This window comes from Pseudomonas sp. LBUM1646, assembly GCF_059716165.1.
The window spans coordinates 1,638,484-1,653,229 of record NZ_CP166810.1; the positions used below are offsets into that span (position 1 = coordinate 1,638,484).

Annotated in this window: 16 protein-coding genes; 8 read left to right on the forward strand and 8 right to left on the reverse strand. The window is 60.8% G+C overall.

What is annotated here, in order from left to right:
- Window positions 1-87 precede the first annotated feature (87 nt).
- The 3 genes from ACA071_RS07290 to ACA071_RS07300 form a co-directional block, all read right to left on the reverse strand.
- Complete coding sequence (locus tag ACA071_RS07290) at window positions 88-948, reverse strand: hypothetical protein (RefSeq protein ID WP_497643749.1); 861 nt, start codon at window positions 946-948, stop codon at window positions 88-90.
- 256 nt (window positions 949-1,204) lie between these two features.
- Complete coding sequence (locus tag ACA071_RS07295; RefSeq protein WP_201255743.1) at window positions 1,205-1,579, reverse strand: YajD family HNH nuclease; 375 nt, start codon at window positions 1,577-1,579, stop codon at window positions 1,205-1,207.
- 48 nt (window positions 1,580-1,627) lie between these two features.
- A complete protein-coding gene (locus tag ACA071_RS07300; RefSeq protein WP_123410584.1) occupies window positions 1,628-2,314 on the reverse strand; it encodes a spermidine synthase in 687 nt (228 codons plus the stop codon).
- An 88-nt stretch (window positions 2,315-2,402) separates the two neighbouring features.
- On the opposite strand from ACA071_RS07300, the gene ACA071_RS07305 reads away from it, so the two are divergent.
- Window positions 2,403-2,693, forward strand: coding sequence for a hypothetical protein (locus ACA071_RS07305; protein WP_497643750.1), 291 nt, complete (start codon window positions 2,403-2,405; stop codon window positions 2,691-2,693).
- On the opposite strand, the gene ACA071_RS07310 is transcribed toward ACA071_RS07305, so the two are convergent.
- On the reverse strand, window positions 2,690-3,163 hold the full coding sequence (locus ACA071_RS07310; protein WP_497643751.1) for a cyclic nucleotide-binding domain-containing protein: 474 nt from the start codon (window positions 3,161-3,163) through the stop codon (window positions 2,690-2,692). The genes ACA071_RS07305 and ACA071_RS07310 overlap by 4 nt on opposite strands.
- Window positions 3,164-3,500: 337 nt before the next feature.
- Window positions 3,501-5,555, reverse strand: coding sequence for a S9 family peptidase (locus ACA071_RS07315; RefSeq protein WP_497643752.1), 2,055 nt, complete (start codon window positions 5,553-5,555; stop codon window positions 3,501-3,503).
- A 100-nt stretch (window positions 5,556-5,655) separates the two neighbouring features.
- On the opposite strand from ACA071_RS07315, the gene ACA071_RS07320 reads away from it, so the two are divergent.
- The 3 genes from ACA071_RS07320 to ACA071_RS07330 are packed head-to-tail and all read left to right on the forward strand — an operon-like array spanning window position 5,656 to window position 7,516.
- The gene (locus ACA071_RS07320; protein ID WP_497643753.1) at window positions 5,656-6,153 is read left to right on the forward strand and encodes an MFS transporter; all 498 of its coding nucleotides are present in this window, start codon (window positions 5,656-5,658) and stop codon (window positions 6,151-6,153) included.
- Between the two features lie 32 nt (window positions 6,154-6,185).
- On the forward strand, window positions 6,186-6,962 hold the full coding sequence (locus ACA071_RS07325; protein ID WP_054049027.1) for a class II glutamine amidotransferase: 777 nt from the start codon (window positions 6,186-6,188) through the stop codon (window positions 6,960-6,962).
- 11 nt (window positions 6,963-6,973) lie between these two features.
- Window positions 6,974-7,516, forward strand: a complete 543-nt coding sequence (locus ACA071_RS07330; RefSeq protein WP_497643754.1) for a DUF2937 family protein — start codon at window positions 6,974-6,976, stop codon at window positions 7,514-7,516.
- A 134-nt stretch (window positions 7,517-7,650) separates the two neighbouring features.
- Here the strand turns inward: ACA071_RS07330 and ACA071_RS07335 are convergent, their stop codons facing one another.
- Complete coding sequence (locus tag ACA071_RS07335) at window positions 7,651-8,562, reverse strand: LysR family transcriptional regulator (RefSeq protein ID WP_497643755.1); 912 nt, start codon at window positions 8,560-8,562, stop codon at window positions 7,651-7,653.
- Window positions 8,563-8,720: 158 nt separating this feature from the next.
- Between ACA071_RS07335 and ACA071_RS07340 the strand changes: the two genes are divergently transcribed.
- The 4 genes from ACA071_RS07340 (at window position 8,721) to ACA071_RS07355 (ending at window position 12,460) form a co-directional block, all read left to right on the forward strand.
- On the forward strand, window positions 8,721-10,007 hold the full coding sequence (locus ACA071_RS07340) for an MFS transporter (protein ID WP_497643756.1): 1,287 nt from the start codon (window positions 8,721-8,723) through the stop codon (window positions 10,005-10,007).
- 76 nt (window positions 10,008-10,083) lie between these two features.
- Window positions 10,084-10,836, forward strand: a complete 753-nt coding sequence (locus ACA071_RS07345; protein ID WP_497643757.1) for a 5-oxoprolinase subunit PxpA — start codon at window positions 10,084-10,086, stop codon at window positions 10,834-10,836.
- On the forward strand, window positions 10,833-11,537 hold the full coding sequence (locus ACA071_RS07350) for a 5-oxoprolinase subunit B family protein (protein ID WP_497643758.1): 705 nt from the start codon (window positions 10,833-10,835) through the stop codon (window positions 11,535-11,537). The genes ACA071_RS07345 and ACA071_RS07350 overlap by 4 nt, the downstream gene beginning before the upstream one ends.
- The gene (locus ACA071_RS07355; RefSeq protein ID WP_497643759.1) at window positions 11,534-12,460 is read left to right on the forward strand and encodes a 5-oxoprolinase subunit C family protein; all 927 of its coding nucleotides are present in this window, start codon (window positions 11,534-11,536) and stop codon (window positions 12,458-12,460) included. Before ACA071_RS07350 ends, ACA071_RS07355 begins: the two co-directional genes overlap by 4 nt.
- A gap of 108 nt (window positions 12,461-12,568) precedes the next feature.
- Here ACA071_RS07355 and ACA071_RS07360 read toward each other — a convergent pair whose 3' ends face one another.
- Window positions 12,569-13,747 carry a vWA domain-containing protein gene (locus tag ACA071_RS07360; RefSeq protein WP_429513949.1) on the reverse strand — a complete coding sequence of 393 codons (1,179 nt, stop codon included), beginning with the start codon at window positions 13,745-13,747 and terminating at the stop codon, window positions 12,569-12,571.
- An 11-nt stretch (window positions 13,748-13,758) separates the two neighbouring features.
- Window positions 13,759-14,604, reverse strand: a complete 846-nt coding sequence (locus ACA071_RS07365) for an AAA family ATPase (protein ID WP_429513950.1) — start codon at window positions 14,602-14,604, stop codon at window positions 13,759-13,761.
- Window positions 14,605-14,746: the final 142 nt, after the last annotated feature.

Below are 14,746 nucleotides of genomic sequence, written 5' to 3' on the forward strand. Positions count from 1 at the left end.
ATTTTGTAGGAGCAAGGCTTGCCCGCGATGGCGTACTGCAGATCGCTATCGCGGGCAAGCCTTGCTCCTACAGATGAAGTGCGGGGGTCATGACGTCTTGGGCAACATCGCTTTAAGCTTGGCCATCATGGAGGCAGGCGCATTGGTGATCTTGTTGCCCTCCGGGTTTTTACTCGCCGAGCCACTGGTGTCTACCCCCGCGAGGATTTCCGCCAGATTGTTGAAGTGCCCGTCTTTTTTCTTGCCCCCGGCGGCGGTATCGCCCTTGTCGTACTGGGTCAACGCGTCCTGCAAGGTCTGGTGCTGGGACAACCATTCGGGCTTGGTCTTTTCTTCGGGGCTCATGTTATCGAGGAAATTCAGCGCAGCCTTGGCGCGACCGATTGGGTCATTGGCGAACGGGTCTTTCCAGTTTTTCTTCTGGTCCTCGGGGCCGCTGTAGTGACCCGACGCCAAGCGCGCCTGCTGTTGCATCAGGGCCTTGGCCGCTTCCTGTTCGTCGCTGGAAAACTTGCCGCCCTCGTTGGTGGCCACGGCGTTCAGCGAACGGCGATCCAGGTCGCCCATCAATGCATTCTTGTCTTCAACGCTGCCGCTGTAAGGCTTTTCGCCGGCCTTCATCTGCGCGTACTTGTCGTCCATGCGCTTGCGCGCATCCACGGCCACGTCCGGGAAGGTCTTGTCCTTGGAGCTGGACACCGCGCCGGGTTGGGTGACGCCCAGTACCAGGGCGTCAGCGTTCATGCCCGCACGCACCGGAAAGAACGGCGTGTTGTTGCCGATCGAACCGCTGTAGTCGGTGGATTTTTTCGAGAGACTGACCGAGTCACCGGTCTTGGGATCTTTGGCTGCCTGCTCGGCGTCACGGGCAATGGCTTTCGCCTTGGCCTCGGCAGCCGCGCCGTAAGCCACCATCGCGGGGCTGTTGAAGGTTGAGGTGACGTTCATCGGCTATGCCTGCCCTGAGGGATCATCATCTTTCTCTGCCTTGAGTGTATTGATGCTGATACATGGCAAGAAGAGTGCCATTAGGGCTAGTGGCAGGAGAAGGGCAGGCTTGTATCGGTTTTGACATGTTTGTAGCGCGGCAAAGAGTGGATTGCCTTGCCGGTTGCGGCAGGCTCTCGCCGCCCTGATGAAGAGGTTTGCCGCAATGCGCAAAAAACTGGGGGAGCGAGTTTGCTCGCTCCCCCAGGGATTGGCGTCAGTCTTCTTCTTTTTTCATCAACCCGGCCAGCGCCGCAAACGGGTTGTGCGTGGCCTTGGCGACTTTCGGCGTGCTGAGGGAGCCTTCGCTGAAGTACTGCTGATCGGTGTAGCGCGAGTGTTCGTTGTCGTGGCAATACAGGCACAACAATTCCCAGTTCGAGCCGTCCTGCGGGTTGTTGTCGTGGTTGTGGTCGCGGTGGTGCACGGTCAGTTCGCTCAAGCGCTTGCCGGCGAATTCACGGGCGCAGCGGCCGCACACGTGCGGATACATCTTCAGGGCCTTGTCGCGGTAACCCATTTCCTTGTCGCGCTGGTTGTCGGCGAGGATGCGATCCAGCTTCGAGGTATTGGTCGGCGTTGACGAACTCATGGGTTCACCTTTGTAAAAGACTAATGACGGTTATGACGTGAGTTTAGCTCAGCCCTTGAGCTTCTCGGCAATCCAGATGGTGTGGCGCGTGCCTTTGTTGCCGTGGGCAAAGACCTGGACTTCTTCGGCCTTGAAACCGGCCTTCTTCAATTTGTCGGAAAACTGCTTGTCGGCGCTGGCCGACCACACAGCCAGCACGCCTTTCGGTCGCAGGGCCTTGGCGCAGGCGCTGAGACCGCCAGAGGAATAGAGCCAGCTGTTGGCGCGCTGGGTCAGGCCTTCGGGGCCGTTGTCGACGTCGAGCATGATCGCGTCGAAACCCTGCGGCTCGGCTTGCAGTACTTTGGCCACGTCTTCCATGCGGATCACGGTGCGTGGGTCGAGCAGCGGGTTGCCGGCCTTTTCGCCCAGCGGTCCTCGGTTCCACTCGACCACGCCGGGCACCAGTTCGGCGACCACCACTTCAGCGGTCTTGCCCAGATGCTTGAGCGCCGAGGCGAGGGTGAAGCCCATGCCCAGGCCACCGATCAAGACGCGGGAGTTCGGCCGGCCGGCGACTTTGCGGCAGGGGATCTCGGCCAGGGCGTCTTCGGAGCCGTGCATGCGGGTGTTCATCAATTGCCCGCCGTCGCCACCCTGGATCTTGATGACGAAATCCTCGCCGTATTCGAACAGGCACAGGGCACCGCCGTTTTCAGGGATGGGGGCGGTGTCGAGCAGAACGAAACGTTTCATGGCAGGCTCTTGGAAAAAATTGGCATAAGGCAAACGGACGCGGTTGGGAGTAGCCTGCGAACAGACAACAAGGCCAACGGAGCCATTGATGAAGCGCACCATTCTAACGGTCATTGCCTTGGCCGCGCTCTCGATAACTGCAGTGCAGGCCCAGGAGCAGCAAATCATCCCCACCAGCCCCGCGCCGATGCCCGGTTCGCCTGGCACCGCGACACCCACGCCGTACCCGCAGATCACCCCGACCAGCGTACCCCGGACCGGGCCCAGCAGTGGCGGCCCGCCACTTGTGCCAATAGAAATGCCCAGCCCGCCATCCAAGGACCAGCCGTTGCCGGGCCTTGAGCAGAACACTACGAAAATCAAGTCGCCGGGGGGTTAAACCTGCTGCGAGAGTAGTTGCCCGTCAGCCATGCGCAGGCGCTTGGATAGGGAGACGGCGAGGGCGCGGATGATTTTGGCGGCGATTTTTGGCGCGTCGTTGAGCATCTTTTCCAGCGAATCCTTGCCCAGGTTGAGTAACTGGCAATTGCTCGCGGCGACGCAACTGGCCGAACGCCGCTCGCCGTCGAGCACGGCCATCTCGCCGAACGCCCGACCGCTGCGCAGGGTGGCCATGATCACCGTTTGCCCGTCGCTGTTGGTCTTTTGCACCGACACCTGGCCGGTGTGGATGATGCACATGAAACTGCCGGCATCGCCCTCGTGGAAGATCTCTTCGCCCTGGGCGATGGTGCTGATGCTGAAGTAACCGGAAGCGGCGGCGAAGTCCGCCAGCAGCAGTTGATCGAACAGGCCGCAGTCCATCAGCCAGTCGCGAATTTCGTTGTTCAGTAAGGTCGGTTCTGACATGTCTTCACTGTCTTTTTCTTGTGGTTTGCTGCAGGTTCGGGCCTGGCTAATATTGCCGCCTATTCACGATCCCTTGTAGCAGCTGGCGAAGCCTGCGTTCGGCTGCGAAGCAGTCGCAAAACCTGAGCGCGCGGTCTTCCTGAAGAAACGCGTCGGCGTGATTTCACGACTGCTTCGCAGCCGAACGCAGCCTCGTACCTCGGCAGCTGCTACAAGTCGAACGCAGGCTTCGGCAGCTGCTACAAGCCGAACGCAGGCTTCGGCAACTGCTACAGGGGTAGCGGGAAGGCAGAGGTCGGCGTACTGGTGTTAAGACCGGGACGCCGGGCCAAGTTCCTCAGGCAATGCCCAAAACCTTGAAAACAAATGCGTATTCGAGGGCTACGTCACGTAATCCCTGATAACGCCCGCTCATCCCGCCGTGCCCGGCGCCCAGTTCGGTCTTGAGCAGCAGGGGATTGCTGTCGGTTTTGGTCGCGCGTAATTTCGCCACCCACTTGGCCGCTTCCCAGTACTGCACGCGGCTGTCGTTGTAGCCGGCGATCACCAAGGTCGCTGGATACGCCTGCGCAGTGACGTTTTCGTACGGGGCGTAGGCCTTGATCCGATCATAGACGTCCGGCTCTTCAGGATTGCCCCATTCGTCGTATTCAGTGACGGTCAGCGGCAGGTCCGGGTCGAGCATGGTGTTGAGTACGTCGACGAACGGCACTTCGGCAATTGCCGCCGCGAACAGTTCCGGCCGCTGATTGAGCACCGCGCCGATCAGCAAGCCACCGGCGCTGCCGCCGCTGATCGCCAATTGCTGCGCGGTGGTGAAACCATTGGCGATCAAATGCTCGGCGCAGGCGATGAAGTCGCTGAACGTGTTGTGCTTGTGTTCCTGCTTGCCGGCGCGGTACCAGGCTTCCCCCAGTTCACCGCCGCCGCGCACATGAGCGATGGCAAATGCGACGCCGCGATCCAGCAGGCTCAAACGGGCGTGGGAGAACCACGGGTCGAGGCTTTCACCGTAGGCGCCGTAGCCGTACAGATAAAGCGGTGTCGGCTTACCGAGCGCTTCGCGTTTGACCACCAGGCTGATCGGCACCTGCGTACCGTCCGGCGCGGTCGCCCACAGGCGCTGGCTGACGTAGGCATCGGCGTCGAACGGGCCGAGCACCGGGGTTTCTTTCAGTACTTTCTGCTCGCCCGTGGCCAGGTCCAGTTGACGAACCTGCGCCGGACGGTTCAACGCCTCATAACGCAGGCGGATTTTGTCGCTGACGAATTCCAGGCTGTTTTGCACATGCAGGCTGTAGGCCGCGTCCGGCAATTGCACGCGATAAGGCGCTAGGCCTTGTGGGCGTACCTCGATAATCGGCAAGCCACCTTCACGCAGGCTCAGGGTCACGGCTTCGACGTTCAGGCTCAGACCTTCGATCATCACTGTGTCGCTGTGGGGGATCAGGTTCTGCCAATCGGCCTCGGTCGGTGCCACGCCGGTATCAGCGGCGGTGTACAGGGCGAAGTTGATGCCGTCGCGGTTGCTGCGAATGAACCAGGTCCATTGGCCGTCGAGCGCGCCGTGGTCGACGTCGTACTCGTGGTCTTCGACCCGTGGCGCCAGGCAGGTAAACGCCTGGTGAGGCTGGAAGGCATCGAGCACCCAGACTTCGCTGGTGGTCTTGCTGCCCAGGGACAGCAACAGTTGCTGTTCGGAGCTGGAGCGGTAGCAATGCAGGAAGAATCGCCCGTCCGGCTCATGGAACACTTCTTCGGCCGCCGTGCCGTCCAGCCGATAGCGCATCAGCTTGTGCGGGCGGTGGGTGTCGTCCAGTTCGCCGAAAAACAGCGTCAGGCTGTCGTTGGCCCAGGTCATGCTGCCGTCGCAGTCCTCGAAGGCCAGTTCGCTGACACGGCCGCTGGACAATTCCTTCACGAACAGCGTGTAAATCTCATCGCCCGTGGTGTCGAGGCTGTAGGCCAGGCGCTGGTGGTCCGGGCTGATGCTGAAGGCGCCGAGGGAGAAAAAGCCGCCATTGGCCAACGCGTTCGGGTCCAGCAGCAGGTGTTCCTGACCTTCGTCGATGTGCAGACTGTCATCGGCCGGGCGCGGGCAGCGATAGTGGCGAGCGTATTCGTCACCGGCCGTGGTGCGGGTGTAATACAGATACGGTCCCCACGGCGAGGGCAGGGACAGGTCGGTTTCGAGAATCCGTCCCTTGATCTCTTCGAACAGGGTTTCGCGCAATCCGGCCTGATCGGCGGTTTGCGCCTCTTGATAATTGTTTTCAGCCTTCAGGTAGTCGAGCACCGCGTCGGTGTCGCGCTCCTGGAGCCAGGCATACGGGTCAACACCTTCGGCCTTGCGGGCAATCGGGGCGCTGGTGACGTTGGCGGATAGGGGCATGAATGGGTCTCGGACGATGACAAATGATGGCCCGGCAGACGGCGAGGCAGCCTGACGTGCGAAAAGTCGTTACTATAAGCGCCTCTTTGCCTGCCTTGCCATGGACACCATGACCGAGAACGACTATCTGATCGCTTGGGGCCTCTACGCCTTTGCCGCTTTAGGCTGCCTATTGGTGTGGATGCGCCTGACCCGCTGGATGTGGCGCTACCTGCGTGAGCCACTGCGGCTGCTCGTGGCGGTGTTGCTGTTCAGCCCGACCATCATCGACCCGGTGAAGGAAAAGGTCGCCCCGGCCATCGCCATCACCGCCCTGGACCTGGCGTTCAAGGTGGGCAACAACGCCTGGCGGGCGATTTCCGACCTGTTCATGTACGGCATGATCGCCTTTGGCCTGTACCTGATTCTGGTGTTGATCCGCTGGCCCATCGAGCGTGCCGCCAACGCCCGCAAGGAACAGGCGGCTGCCACCAAGGCTGCGATCAAGCCTGACGACTATGAAGACGATCAACCGTTCGGCGTCGCCGGCGATGATCGCTATGGCCGTCCACCGATCCCGAACAACCCCCAGCGTTCGCGTATCGAACCGCGTTTGTAACCTTGCCCCAGCGCTGAAGCGAGAGTCCGAGCATGTGTGAGTTATTGGGCATGAGCGCCAATGTCCCGACCGATATCGTGTTCAGCTTCACCGGGCTGATGCAGCGCGGCGGGCGTACCGGGCCGCACCGTGACGGTTGGGGCATCGCCTTCTATGAAGGTCGTGGCCTGCGCCTGTTCCAGGACCCGGCGGCGAGTTGCGAGTCGGAAGTGGCGAATCTGGTGCAACGCTACCCGATCAAGAGCGAAGTGGTGATCGGGCACATCCGCCAAGCCAACGTCGGCAAGGTCTGCCTGTCCAACACCCATCCGTTCGTGCGCGAGTTGTGGGGGCGCAACTGGTGTTTCGCCCACAACGGCCAGCTTGCGGACTTTGAACCGATCAAGAGTTTCTACCGCCCGGTCGGCGATACCGACAGCGAAGCGGCGTTCTGCGACTTGCTCAACCGCGTGCGTGCGGCGTTCCCGGAGCCGGTAGAGATCGAAGAACTGCTGCCAGACCTGGTGGCCGCCTGCGCCGAGTACCGCAGCAAAGGCGTGTTCAACTGCCTGCTCAGCGACGGCGATTGGTTGTTCTGCTATTGCTCGACCAAACTGGCGCAGATCACCCGCCGCGCACCGTTCGGCCCGGCACGCTTGAAGGACGTCGATGTGATCGTCGACTTCCAGGCCGAAACCACGCCCAACGACGTGGTCACAGTGATCGCCACTGAACCCTTGACTGAAAACGAAACCTGGACCCGCTACGAACCGGGCCAATGGAGCCTCTGGCGACGCGGCGAATGCGTCAGCCAGGGCAAGACCGAATAAGGATCCCCCTCATGTTGCTCAGTTATCTACGGCTGGTGTTGTTTGCGGCGGGCCTGTTGATCGGTGTCCAGGTGCCGGGGTTTATCAGCGATTACGCGAAACGGGTCGAAGCGCACCTGATTGAGGCGCAGGCCGGGTTGAGCGGTTTCCAAGGCACGGCCAATGAATTTTTCAAGGGCGACATGCAGGCGTTGGTCGCGCATTACCGCGCCAGCGAAGACCCGATCTTTCGCAGCGATGCCGACAGCCTGAGCAACCTGCTCACCCGTCAGTTGGCCCTGGATAAACAGCACCAGGCGATGCAAGGCCCGTGGTACATCCGCTTCCTGCAAGTGGCGCTGGCGGCGGATCCGGACATTCGCAAGGAAACCTGGAACGGCTACAGCTACCAGATTTTGCTGACCCCGGAAGCGATGATCTGGGGCATGAGCGGTGCGTTGCTGCTGTCGTTCGGCATTGAATGCCTGTTCCGGCTGATCGACTGGGTGGTGCTGGGCGGCAAACGCCTGCGCCAGAGCCGACCGATTGAAGACCGGGATGTGCGCGGTCTCTGATTGATCGTTCCCACGCTCTGCGTGGGAATGCCTCAACGGACGCTCTGCGTTCGGCTTTGAATGGGACGCGGAGCGTCCCGGGCTGCATTCCCACGCGGAGCGTGGGAACGATCGGGCGCAGGGGCTGCGGTGTCTCAGGCCAGAACGATGTAACCCTCACCCACCTTGCGCGCATATCCCTCAAGCACCTGCTGACTCAACGTCACAATCTCCTCGACCCATTCCACCCCGACCCGCCACGACACCACCACCTGCAAGTTCGGTGGCCGTTGATCAATGGCCAGCAAGGTCAATTCCCCCCGCGCCAGTTCCTCGGCCACCAGCACTGGCGGCAACGCGCCGATACCAAAACCATCGCGCAGCAACCGGGTAATCGCCGACACCGAGTTCACACAATTGAGCCGTGGCGTCATCACGCCATTGGCCTGCATCAGCGCCAGAATGTCCTGATGCGGATGGGAGTTTTTCGAATAGGTAATGATCCGCTCACGGGCCAGGTCGGCCACACCTGAATATTCGCGGTTATAGATGGAATTGCTGGCGACGATCCAGCCCATCGGGTGACTGGCCAGTTCCAGGCTGCGCACGCTTTCCTGGCGCAGCAGGTCGGTTTGCAGGATCAGGTCGAGAAAGCCTTTTTGCAGCTGATCGCAGAGGTTCAGCGAGGTATCGGCCACCAGCTCGATTTCTACCAACGGATAGTGATCCATCATCTGCGCCACCAACGGGCTGAGCCAGGTGTGAATCACCGTGTCCATCACGCCGATGCGCACCCGTCCGACTTTGCTCGAACGCGTCTCGATCGACTGCTTGAGCGCCTGCATGGTGTCCATCATCTGCTCGGCGTATTCGAGCACTTTCAAGCCTTCCGGCGTCAGGCTCACGCCCCGGGAATCGCGCAGGAACAGCTTCACCCCCAACTCGCTTTCGAGCACGGCGATGCGGCTGGAAATCGACGCCTGGGTGGTGAAGAGCTTGTCTGCGGTCAGGCGAAAACTCTTGAGTCGGGCGACCCAGACAAAGGTCTCGAGGAACTTCAAATTCATACGATCTGCTCGGGGATAAAGAATTCTTATGTCTAGGGCGGGTTTTTATTAGTTGGACGCCGCAGGCCCGGGCGCCCAAAAATCAGGCCATCCGGTTCCCACGATAGGCGTCGTCGGGGCTCAGAACAATACCAATAAAATATGTACGGAGACTTGCCATGAGTGCGCCCGACACCACCGCCATCCCCAAAGCCACGGCTCGCCCCGGACCTTTCGACTGGTATCGCAACATCAACAAACAGGAACGCCGCACGTTCTGGAGTTGCAAGATCGGCTATGGCCTGGACGGCATGGACACCCAGATGCTCAGCTTCGTGGTGCCGACCCTGATTGCCATGTGGGGCATTACCACCGGCGAAGCGGGACTGATCCACACCAGCACCCTGATCGCCTCGGCCATCGGTGGCTGGGTGGCGGGGATTCTTTCCGACCGCATCGGCCGCGTGCGCACCTTGCAACTGACGGTGCTGTGGTTCGCCTTCTTCACCTTCCTCTGCGGTTTCGCCCAGAACTACGAACAACTGCTGATCAGCCGCACCTTGATGGGCTTCGGTTTCGGCGGCGAATGGACGGCCGGTGCAGTGCTGATGGGCGAAGTGATTCGCGCCAAGGACCGTGGCAAAGCGGTGGGCATGGTGCAATCGGGCTGGGCGCTGGGTTGGGGGATGACGGCGATTCTGTATGCGCTGCTGTTCTCGGTGTTGCCGCCGGAAGACGCTTGGCGTGCACTGTTTATCCTTGGCATCGTTCCGGCGATTTTCGTGATCTTCGTCCGCCGCCTGGTCAAGGACCCGGAAATCTATCGCGAAGCCAAAGCCAAGCAAACCCCGGACAACCCGGCGAAGTTCTACGAGATCTTCGCTCCCGGCATCCTCTTCACTACCATTCGCGCTTCGGTGCTGACCACGGGCGCACTGGGCGGTTACTACGCGATTACGTCCTGGTTGCCGACATTTCTGAAGAACGAGCGGGGCTTGAGCGTACTCGGTACGGGCGGTTATCTGGCGATGGTGATCGTCGGTTCCTACATCGGCTATGTCATCAGCGCCTATTTGACCGACATCCTCGGTCGCAAGAAGAACTTCATTCTGTTCGCCGTAGGCTCGTTCACCATCGTGTTGCTCTACACCCAGTTACCGGTCAGTAACGGCGTGATGCTGTGGCTGGGCTTCCCGTTGGGCTTCTTTGCCTCGGGGATTTTCAGCGGCATGGGCGCATTTTTGACTGAGTTGTTCCCAACGCGGATTCGCGGTTCGGGCCAGGGTTTTTGCTACAACATCGGCCGGGCGCTGGCCGCATTGTTTCCACTGTTTATCGGTTTGCTCAGCCAGAAAGTGCCGCTGAGCGTAGGCATCGGGGCGTTTGCGGCAGTGTCCTACGGCGTGGTGATTCTGGCGGCGTTGAGCCTGCCGGAAACCCGTGGCAAACAACTTGAAGCCGAGTAACTGATAATCTGCCGGGCATGCTTTTACAAGAATGTCCCGGCAGCAAAAAAAGAATATGCCTACAGGAGTGTTCACCGTGAGCCGCCTGCTATTGAACTGCGACATCGGCGAAAGCTTCGGCAACTGGACCATGGGTCTGGACGCCGAGGTGATGCCCTTCATTGATTGCGCCAACATCGCCTGCGGCTTCCATGCCGGCGACCCGAGCATCATGCGCAAGACCGTCAGCCTGGCCCTGAGCCATGGCGTACAGATCGGCGCGCACCCGGCCTATCAGGACCTGGTCGGCTTCGGTCGGCGTTCCATGGCGTATACCGCCCAGGAACTGCAAGACATCCTGCATTACCAGATCGGCGCCCTCGACGGCATCTGCCGGGCCCAGGGCGGCAAGGTCAGCTACGTCAAACCCCACGGCGCAATGTACAACGACATGATGGCCAACCCGGCGCAATTGCGCGCGGTGATCCAGGCCGTGGCGGCCTATGACCGCACGTTACCGCTGATGCTGATGGCCACCCGCGACAACAGCGCCGCGCAGCAATTGGGCGATGAACACGGCGTGACGCTGTGGTTCGAAGCCTTCGCTGACCGTGCCTACGACAGCGCCGGCATGCTGGTCTCGCGGCAACTGCCGGGCGCGGTGCACCACGATCCGGAAAAAATCATCGAACAGGCGCTGATCATCGCCCGTGGCGACCACCTCACGGCCAATGACGGCAGCGCTTTGCACTTGCAGGCCAACACCCTGTGCGTCCACGGCGACAACGCCAGTTCGGTGGCCGCCGTGCGGCGTATCCGCGAGGCCTTGAACCAGCAGAGCGCGTCATGAAGCCACGGGTGGAAGTGGTAGCGCTGGACTGCCTGATGGTGCGTCTGTTTGAGGAGATTGCCGAAGCGAACATGCCGTGGATGCTGGCGGCCAGCGAAAGTCTGCGCGTCGCGTTCGGCGTGCATTTGATCGACCTGGTGCCGTCTTATACGACGTTGATGGTGCATTACGATCTGACCGCGCTGAGCCCGGCTCAGGCGCGGGAGTTGATCGCTGAAGCGTTGATCGATCTGTCGCCCAACGCCAGTACCGGCGGCAAATGCCATGTGTTGCCGGTCTGGTATGACTTGAGCGTCGGTCCTGAGCTGAGCCTGTTGTCGCAACGCAGTGGATTGTCGATGGACGAGGTGATCCGCCGTCATAGCGAGCGCGAGTATCAGGTGTTCGCATTGGGCTTCGCGCCGGGGTTTGCCTTCATGGGGCTGGTGGAAGAAGTCCTCGCCGCGCCGCGTCTGAACACGCCGCGCAAGAAAGTCGCGGCGGGCAGCGTCGGCATTGCCGAACGGCAAACTGCCGCCTATCCGGTGGTGTCCCCCGGCGGCTGGAACCTGATCGGCCGCACCCCGGCCAAACTGTTCGACCGCGAACGAGACGGCTACAGCCTGATGCAACCGGGCGACACGGTGCGCTTCGAATCCGTCAGCCATGCCGAGTTCATCAACCTGGGCGGTGACGACACGCCACTGGAGGCCCAGGCATGAGCCGTCTAAGAATTGAAGCGAGTACGCCGCTGTGCCTGTTGCAGGATGCGGGACGTTTCGGCGTGCGGCACTTGGGCGTAACCCAGGGCGGCGGGCTGGACTGGCGGTCGATGTCGTGGGCCAATTGGCTGCTCGGCAACGGGTTGGATGCGCCGGTGATCGAAATCACCCTCGGCGGGTTCACCGTGGTTGCCGAAGAGGATTGCGTGCTGGCGCTGACCGGGGCCGATCTGGGGGCGCAAGTGGATGGCGAGGCGTTGGCGCCGTGGCGCAGTTTCAGGCTGCATAAAGGTCAGCGATTGCAGTTCACTCAGCCGTTGCTTGGCGCTCGAGCCTATCTGGCCGCACCCGGTGGGTTTGATGCTCCGAAGGTGTTGGGCAGCAGCGCGACAGTGGTCCGCGAGGAACTCGGCGGGCTCGATGGCATGGGCCGGCCGTTGGCCAAGGATGCGCAGCTGAGCTATTCCGGCAGCGCGTTGATCCTGCTGCGGGAACTGCCCCAGGATCACATTCCGGATTTCAAAGTCGATGCACCGTTGGACCTGGTGCTCGGTGCGCAGATCGGCGAGTTCAGTGGGCAAAGCCTGTTCGATGCATTCAACAGCGCTTGGGTTTTGGACAGTAGGGCAGACCGAATGGGCATTCGCCTGCTGGGTACCGCGTTGGAATACCAGGGCAAACCAATGATTTCCGAAGGCATCCCACTGGGCGCCGTGCAGATACCGCCGGATGGGCAGCCGATTGTATTGCTCAATGATCGGCAGACCATTGGCGGTTATCCGCGATTGGGGGCGTTGACGCCGTTGGCACTGGCGCGGCTGGCGCAGTGCCTGCCGGGGGCGAAGGTGCGGTTGCGGCCGGTGGTGCAGGACGTGGCGCATCGGGAGCAGGTTGAATATTTGCGACGGTTTGCTTCACGGTGATCGTTCCCACGCTCTGCGTAGGAATGCCGCCCGGGACGCTCCGCGTCCCTGTGACGCGGAGCGTCACTTGATGCGTTCCCGCGCGGGAGCGTGGGAACGATCGGCGTTTTACTTGGACAAAAACCGCATCCCTTCCTCCAACCCCCGCAACGTCAGCGGATACATCTGGTCTTCAATCAAATCCCGCACGATGTTGGTCGATGAGGTATAGCCCCAGGTGTCTTTCGGGTACGGGTTGATCCAGATGAGCTTCTTGTATTTCTCCATGAAGCGCTGCATCCACAGGTAGCCCGGCTCTTCGTTCCAGTGCTCGACGCTGCCGCCGGCCTGGGTGATTTCGTAGGGCGCCATGGCGGCGTCGCCGATGAAGATCACTTTGTAGTCGGCGCCGTACTTGTGCAGCAAATCCTGCGTTGAAAAACGCTCGGAAGTGCGGCGCATGTTGTTCTTCCACACCGACTCATACACGAAGTTGTGGAAGTAGAAATACTCCAGGTGCTTGAACTCGGTCTTGCAGGCAGAGAACAATTCTTCGCAAATCTTCACGTGAGCGTCCATCGAGCCGCCAATGTCGAACAGCAGCAACAACTTGACGGTGTTGCGCCGCTCCGGGCGCATCTGGATGTTCAGCAACCCGGCATCGCGGGCGGTGTGGTCGATGGTGCCATCGATGTCCAGCTCTTCGGCCGCACCCTGACGGGCGAATTTACGCAGTCGGCGCAGGGCAACCTTGATGTTGCGGGTGCCCAGTTCCACTGAATCGTCGAGGTTCTTGTACTCGCGCTGATCCCAGACCTTGACCGCTTTGCCCTGACGCTTGCCGGCATCGCCAACCCGGATGCCTTCCGGGTTGAAGCCGCCGGAGCCGAACGGGCTGGTGCCGCCGGTGCCGATCCACTTGTTGCCGCCGGCATGGCGTTCTTTCTGTTCTTCGAGGCGTTTCTTGAACTCTTCGATCAGCTTGTCCAGACCACCGAGGGACTGGATCTGCGCCCGTTCTTCATCGCTCAGGGAGCGCTCGAATTCCTTGCGCAACCAGTCTTCGGGAATCAATGCCTGAAGATGATCGTCGAGTTTTTCCAGACCATTGAAATAGGCACCAAAGGCGCGGTCGAACTTGTCGAAATGCTTTTCGTCCTTCACCAGGATCGCCCGGGACAAGTAATAAAACTCGTCCATGTCGGCGAAGACCACGCGCTGTTTCAGCGCGTTGATCAGGTCCAGCAGCTCACGCACCGAGACCGGCACCTTGGCGGCGCGCATTTCATTGAACAGATTGAGCAGCATGGCGATGGCCCTTATCGAGAGCCGCGACGGCTCATGAACGCCAGGCGCTCAAGCAATTGCACGTCCTGTTCGTTCTTCACCAGCGCACCGGCCAGTGGCGGAATGGCCTTGGTCGGATCGCGTTCGCGCAGCACCGCTTCGCCGATATTGTCGGCCATCAGCAGCTTCAGCCAGTCCACCAGTTCCGAGGTCGAAGGCTTCTTCTTCAGGCCCGGCACTTTGCGCACGTCGAAGAACACGTCCAGTGCTTCACTGACCAGGTCTTTCTTGATGTTCGGGTAATGCACATCGACGATCCGCTGCATCGTGGTGCGATCCGGGAAGGCGATGTAGTGGAAGAAGCAGCGGCGCAGGAAGGCGTCCGGCAGCTCTTTCTCGTTGTTGGAGGTAATGATGATGATCGGGCGAACCTTGGCCTTGATGGTCTCGTCGATCTCGTAAACGTAGAACTCCATCTTGTCGAGTTCTTGCAGCAGGTCGTTCGGGAACTCGATGTCGGCTTTGTCGATCTCGTCGATCAGCAGAATCACCCGCTCCTCGGATTCAAAAGCTTCCCACAGCTTGCCCTTTTTCAGGTAGTTGCGAACGTCATGGACCTTTTCCGTGCCCAGTTGCGAGTCGCGCAGACGGCTGACCGCGTCGTACTCGTACAGGCCCTGATGCGCCTTGGTCGTGGACTTGATGTGCCAGGTGATCAACTTGGCGCCAAGGGACTCGGCCAATTGCTCGGCGAGCATGGTCTTGCCCGTGCCCGGCTCGCCCTTGACCAGCAGCGGACGCTCCAGGGTGATGGCGGCGTTGACCGCCAGCTTCAGGTCATCGGTGGCGACGTAGGCCTGGGTGCCTTCGAACTTCATCTGCTAATCCTCGAACGGTAACGCCGACCTGAACGGGGCAGGGCGGGACGCGATATGTATGATGCCCCGACTATAACGCGCTGCCCGGTCGACTGTGAACGCAGACGGGTTATTCAGTCTCTGAATGGGGCGTCACATCTTG

Coding starts and splice junctions, on each gene's coding strand:
- ACA071_RS07290 (WP_497643749.1), bottom strand. CDS start 948: ATGAACGTCACCTCAACCTTCAACAGCCCCGCGATGGTGGCTTACGGC.
- ACA071_RS07310 (WP_497643751.1), bottom strand. CDS start 3,163: ATGTCAGAACCGACCTTACTGAACAACGAAATTCGCGACTGGCTGATG.
- ACA071_RS07335 (WP_497643755.1), bottom strand. CDS start 8,562: ATGAATTTGAAGTTCCTCGAGACCTTTGTCTGGGTCGCCCGACTCAAG.
- ACA071_RS07350 (WP_497643758.1), top strand. CDS start 10,833: ATGAAGCCACGGGTGGAAGTGGTAGCGCTGGACTGCCTGATGGTGCGT.
- ACA071_RS07300 (WP_123410584.1), bottom strand. CDS start 2,314: ATGAAACGTTTCGTTCTGCTCGACACCGCCCCCATCCCTGAAAACGGC.
- ACA071_RS07305 (WP_497643750.1), top strand. CDS start 2,403: ATGAAGCGCACCATTCTAACGGTCATTGCCTTGGCCGCGCTCTCGATA.
- ACA071_RS07355 (WP_497643759.1), top strand. CDS start 11,534: ATGAGCCGTCTAAGAATTGAAGCGAGTACGCCGCTGTGCCTGTTGCAG.
- ACA071_RS07320 (WP_497643753.1), top strand. CDS start 5,656: ATGGACACCATGACCGAGAACGACTATCTGATCGCTTGGGGCCTCTAC.
- ACA071_RS07315 (WP_497643752.1), bottom strand. CDS start 5,555: ATGCCCCTATCCGCCAACGTCACCAGCGCCCCGATTGCCCGCAAGGCC.
- ACA071_RS07360 (WP_429513949.1), bottom strand. CDS start 13,747: ATGCTGCTCAATCTGTTCAATGAAATGCGCGCCGCCAAGGTGCCGGTC.
- ACA071_RS07325 (WP_054049027.1), top strand. CDS start 6,186: ATGTGTGAGTTATTGGGCATGAGCGCCAATGTCCCGACCGATATCGTG.
- ACA071_RS07295 (WP_201255743.1), bottom strand. CDS start 1,579: ATGAGTTCGTCAACGCCGACCAATACCTCGAAGCTGGATCGCATCCTC.
- ACA071_RS07330 (WP_497643754.1), top strand. CDS start 6,974: ATGTTGCTCAGTTATCTACGGCTGGTGTTGTTTGCGGCGGGCCTGTTG.
- ACA071_RS07340 (WP_497643756.1), top strand. CDS start 8,721: ATGAGTGCGCCCGACACCACCGCCATCCCCAAAGCCACGGCTCGCCCC.
- ACA071_RS07365 (WP_429513950.1), bottom strand. CDS start 14,604: ATGAAGTTCGAAGGCACCCAGGCCTACGTCGCCACCGATGACCTGAAG.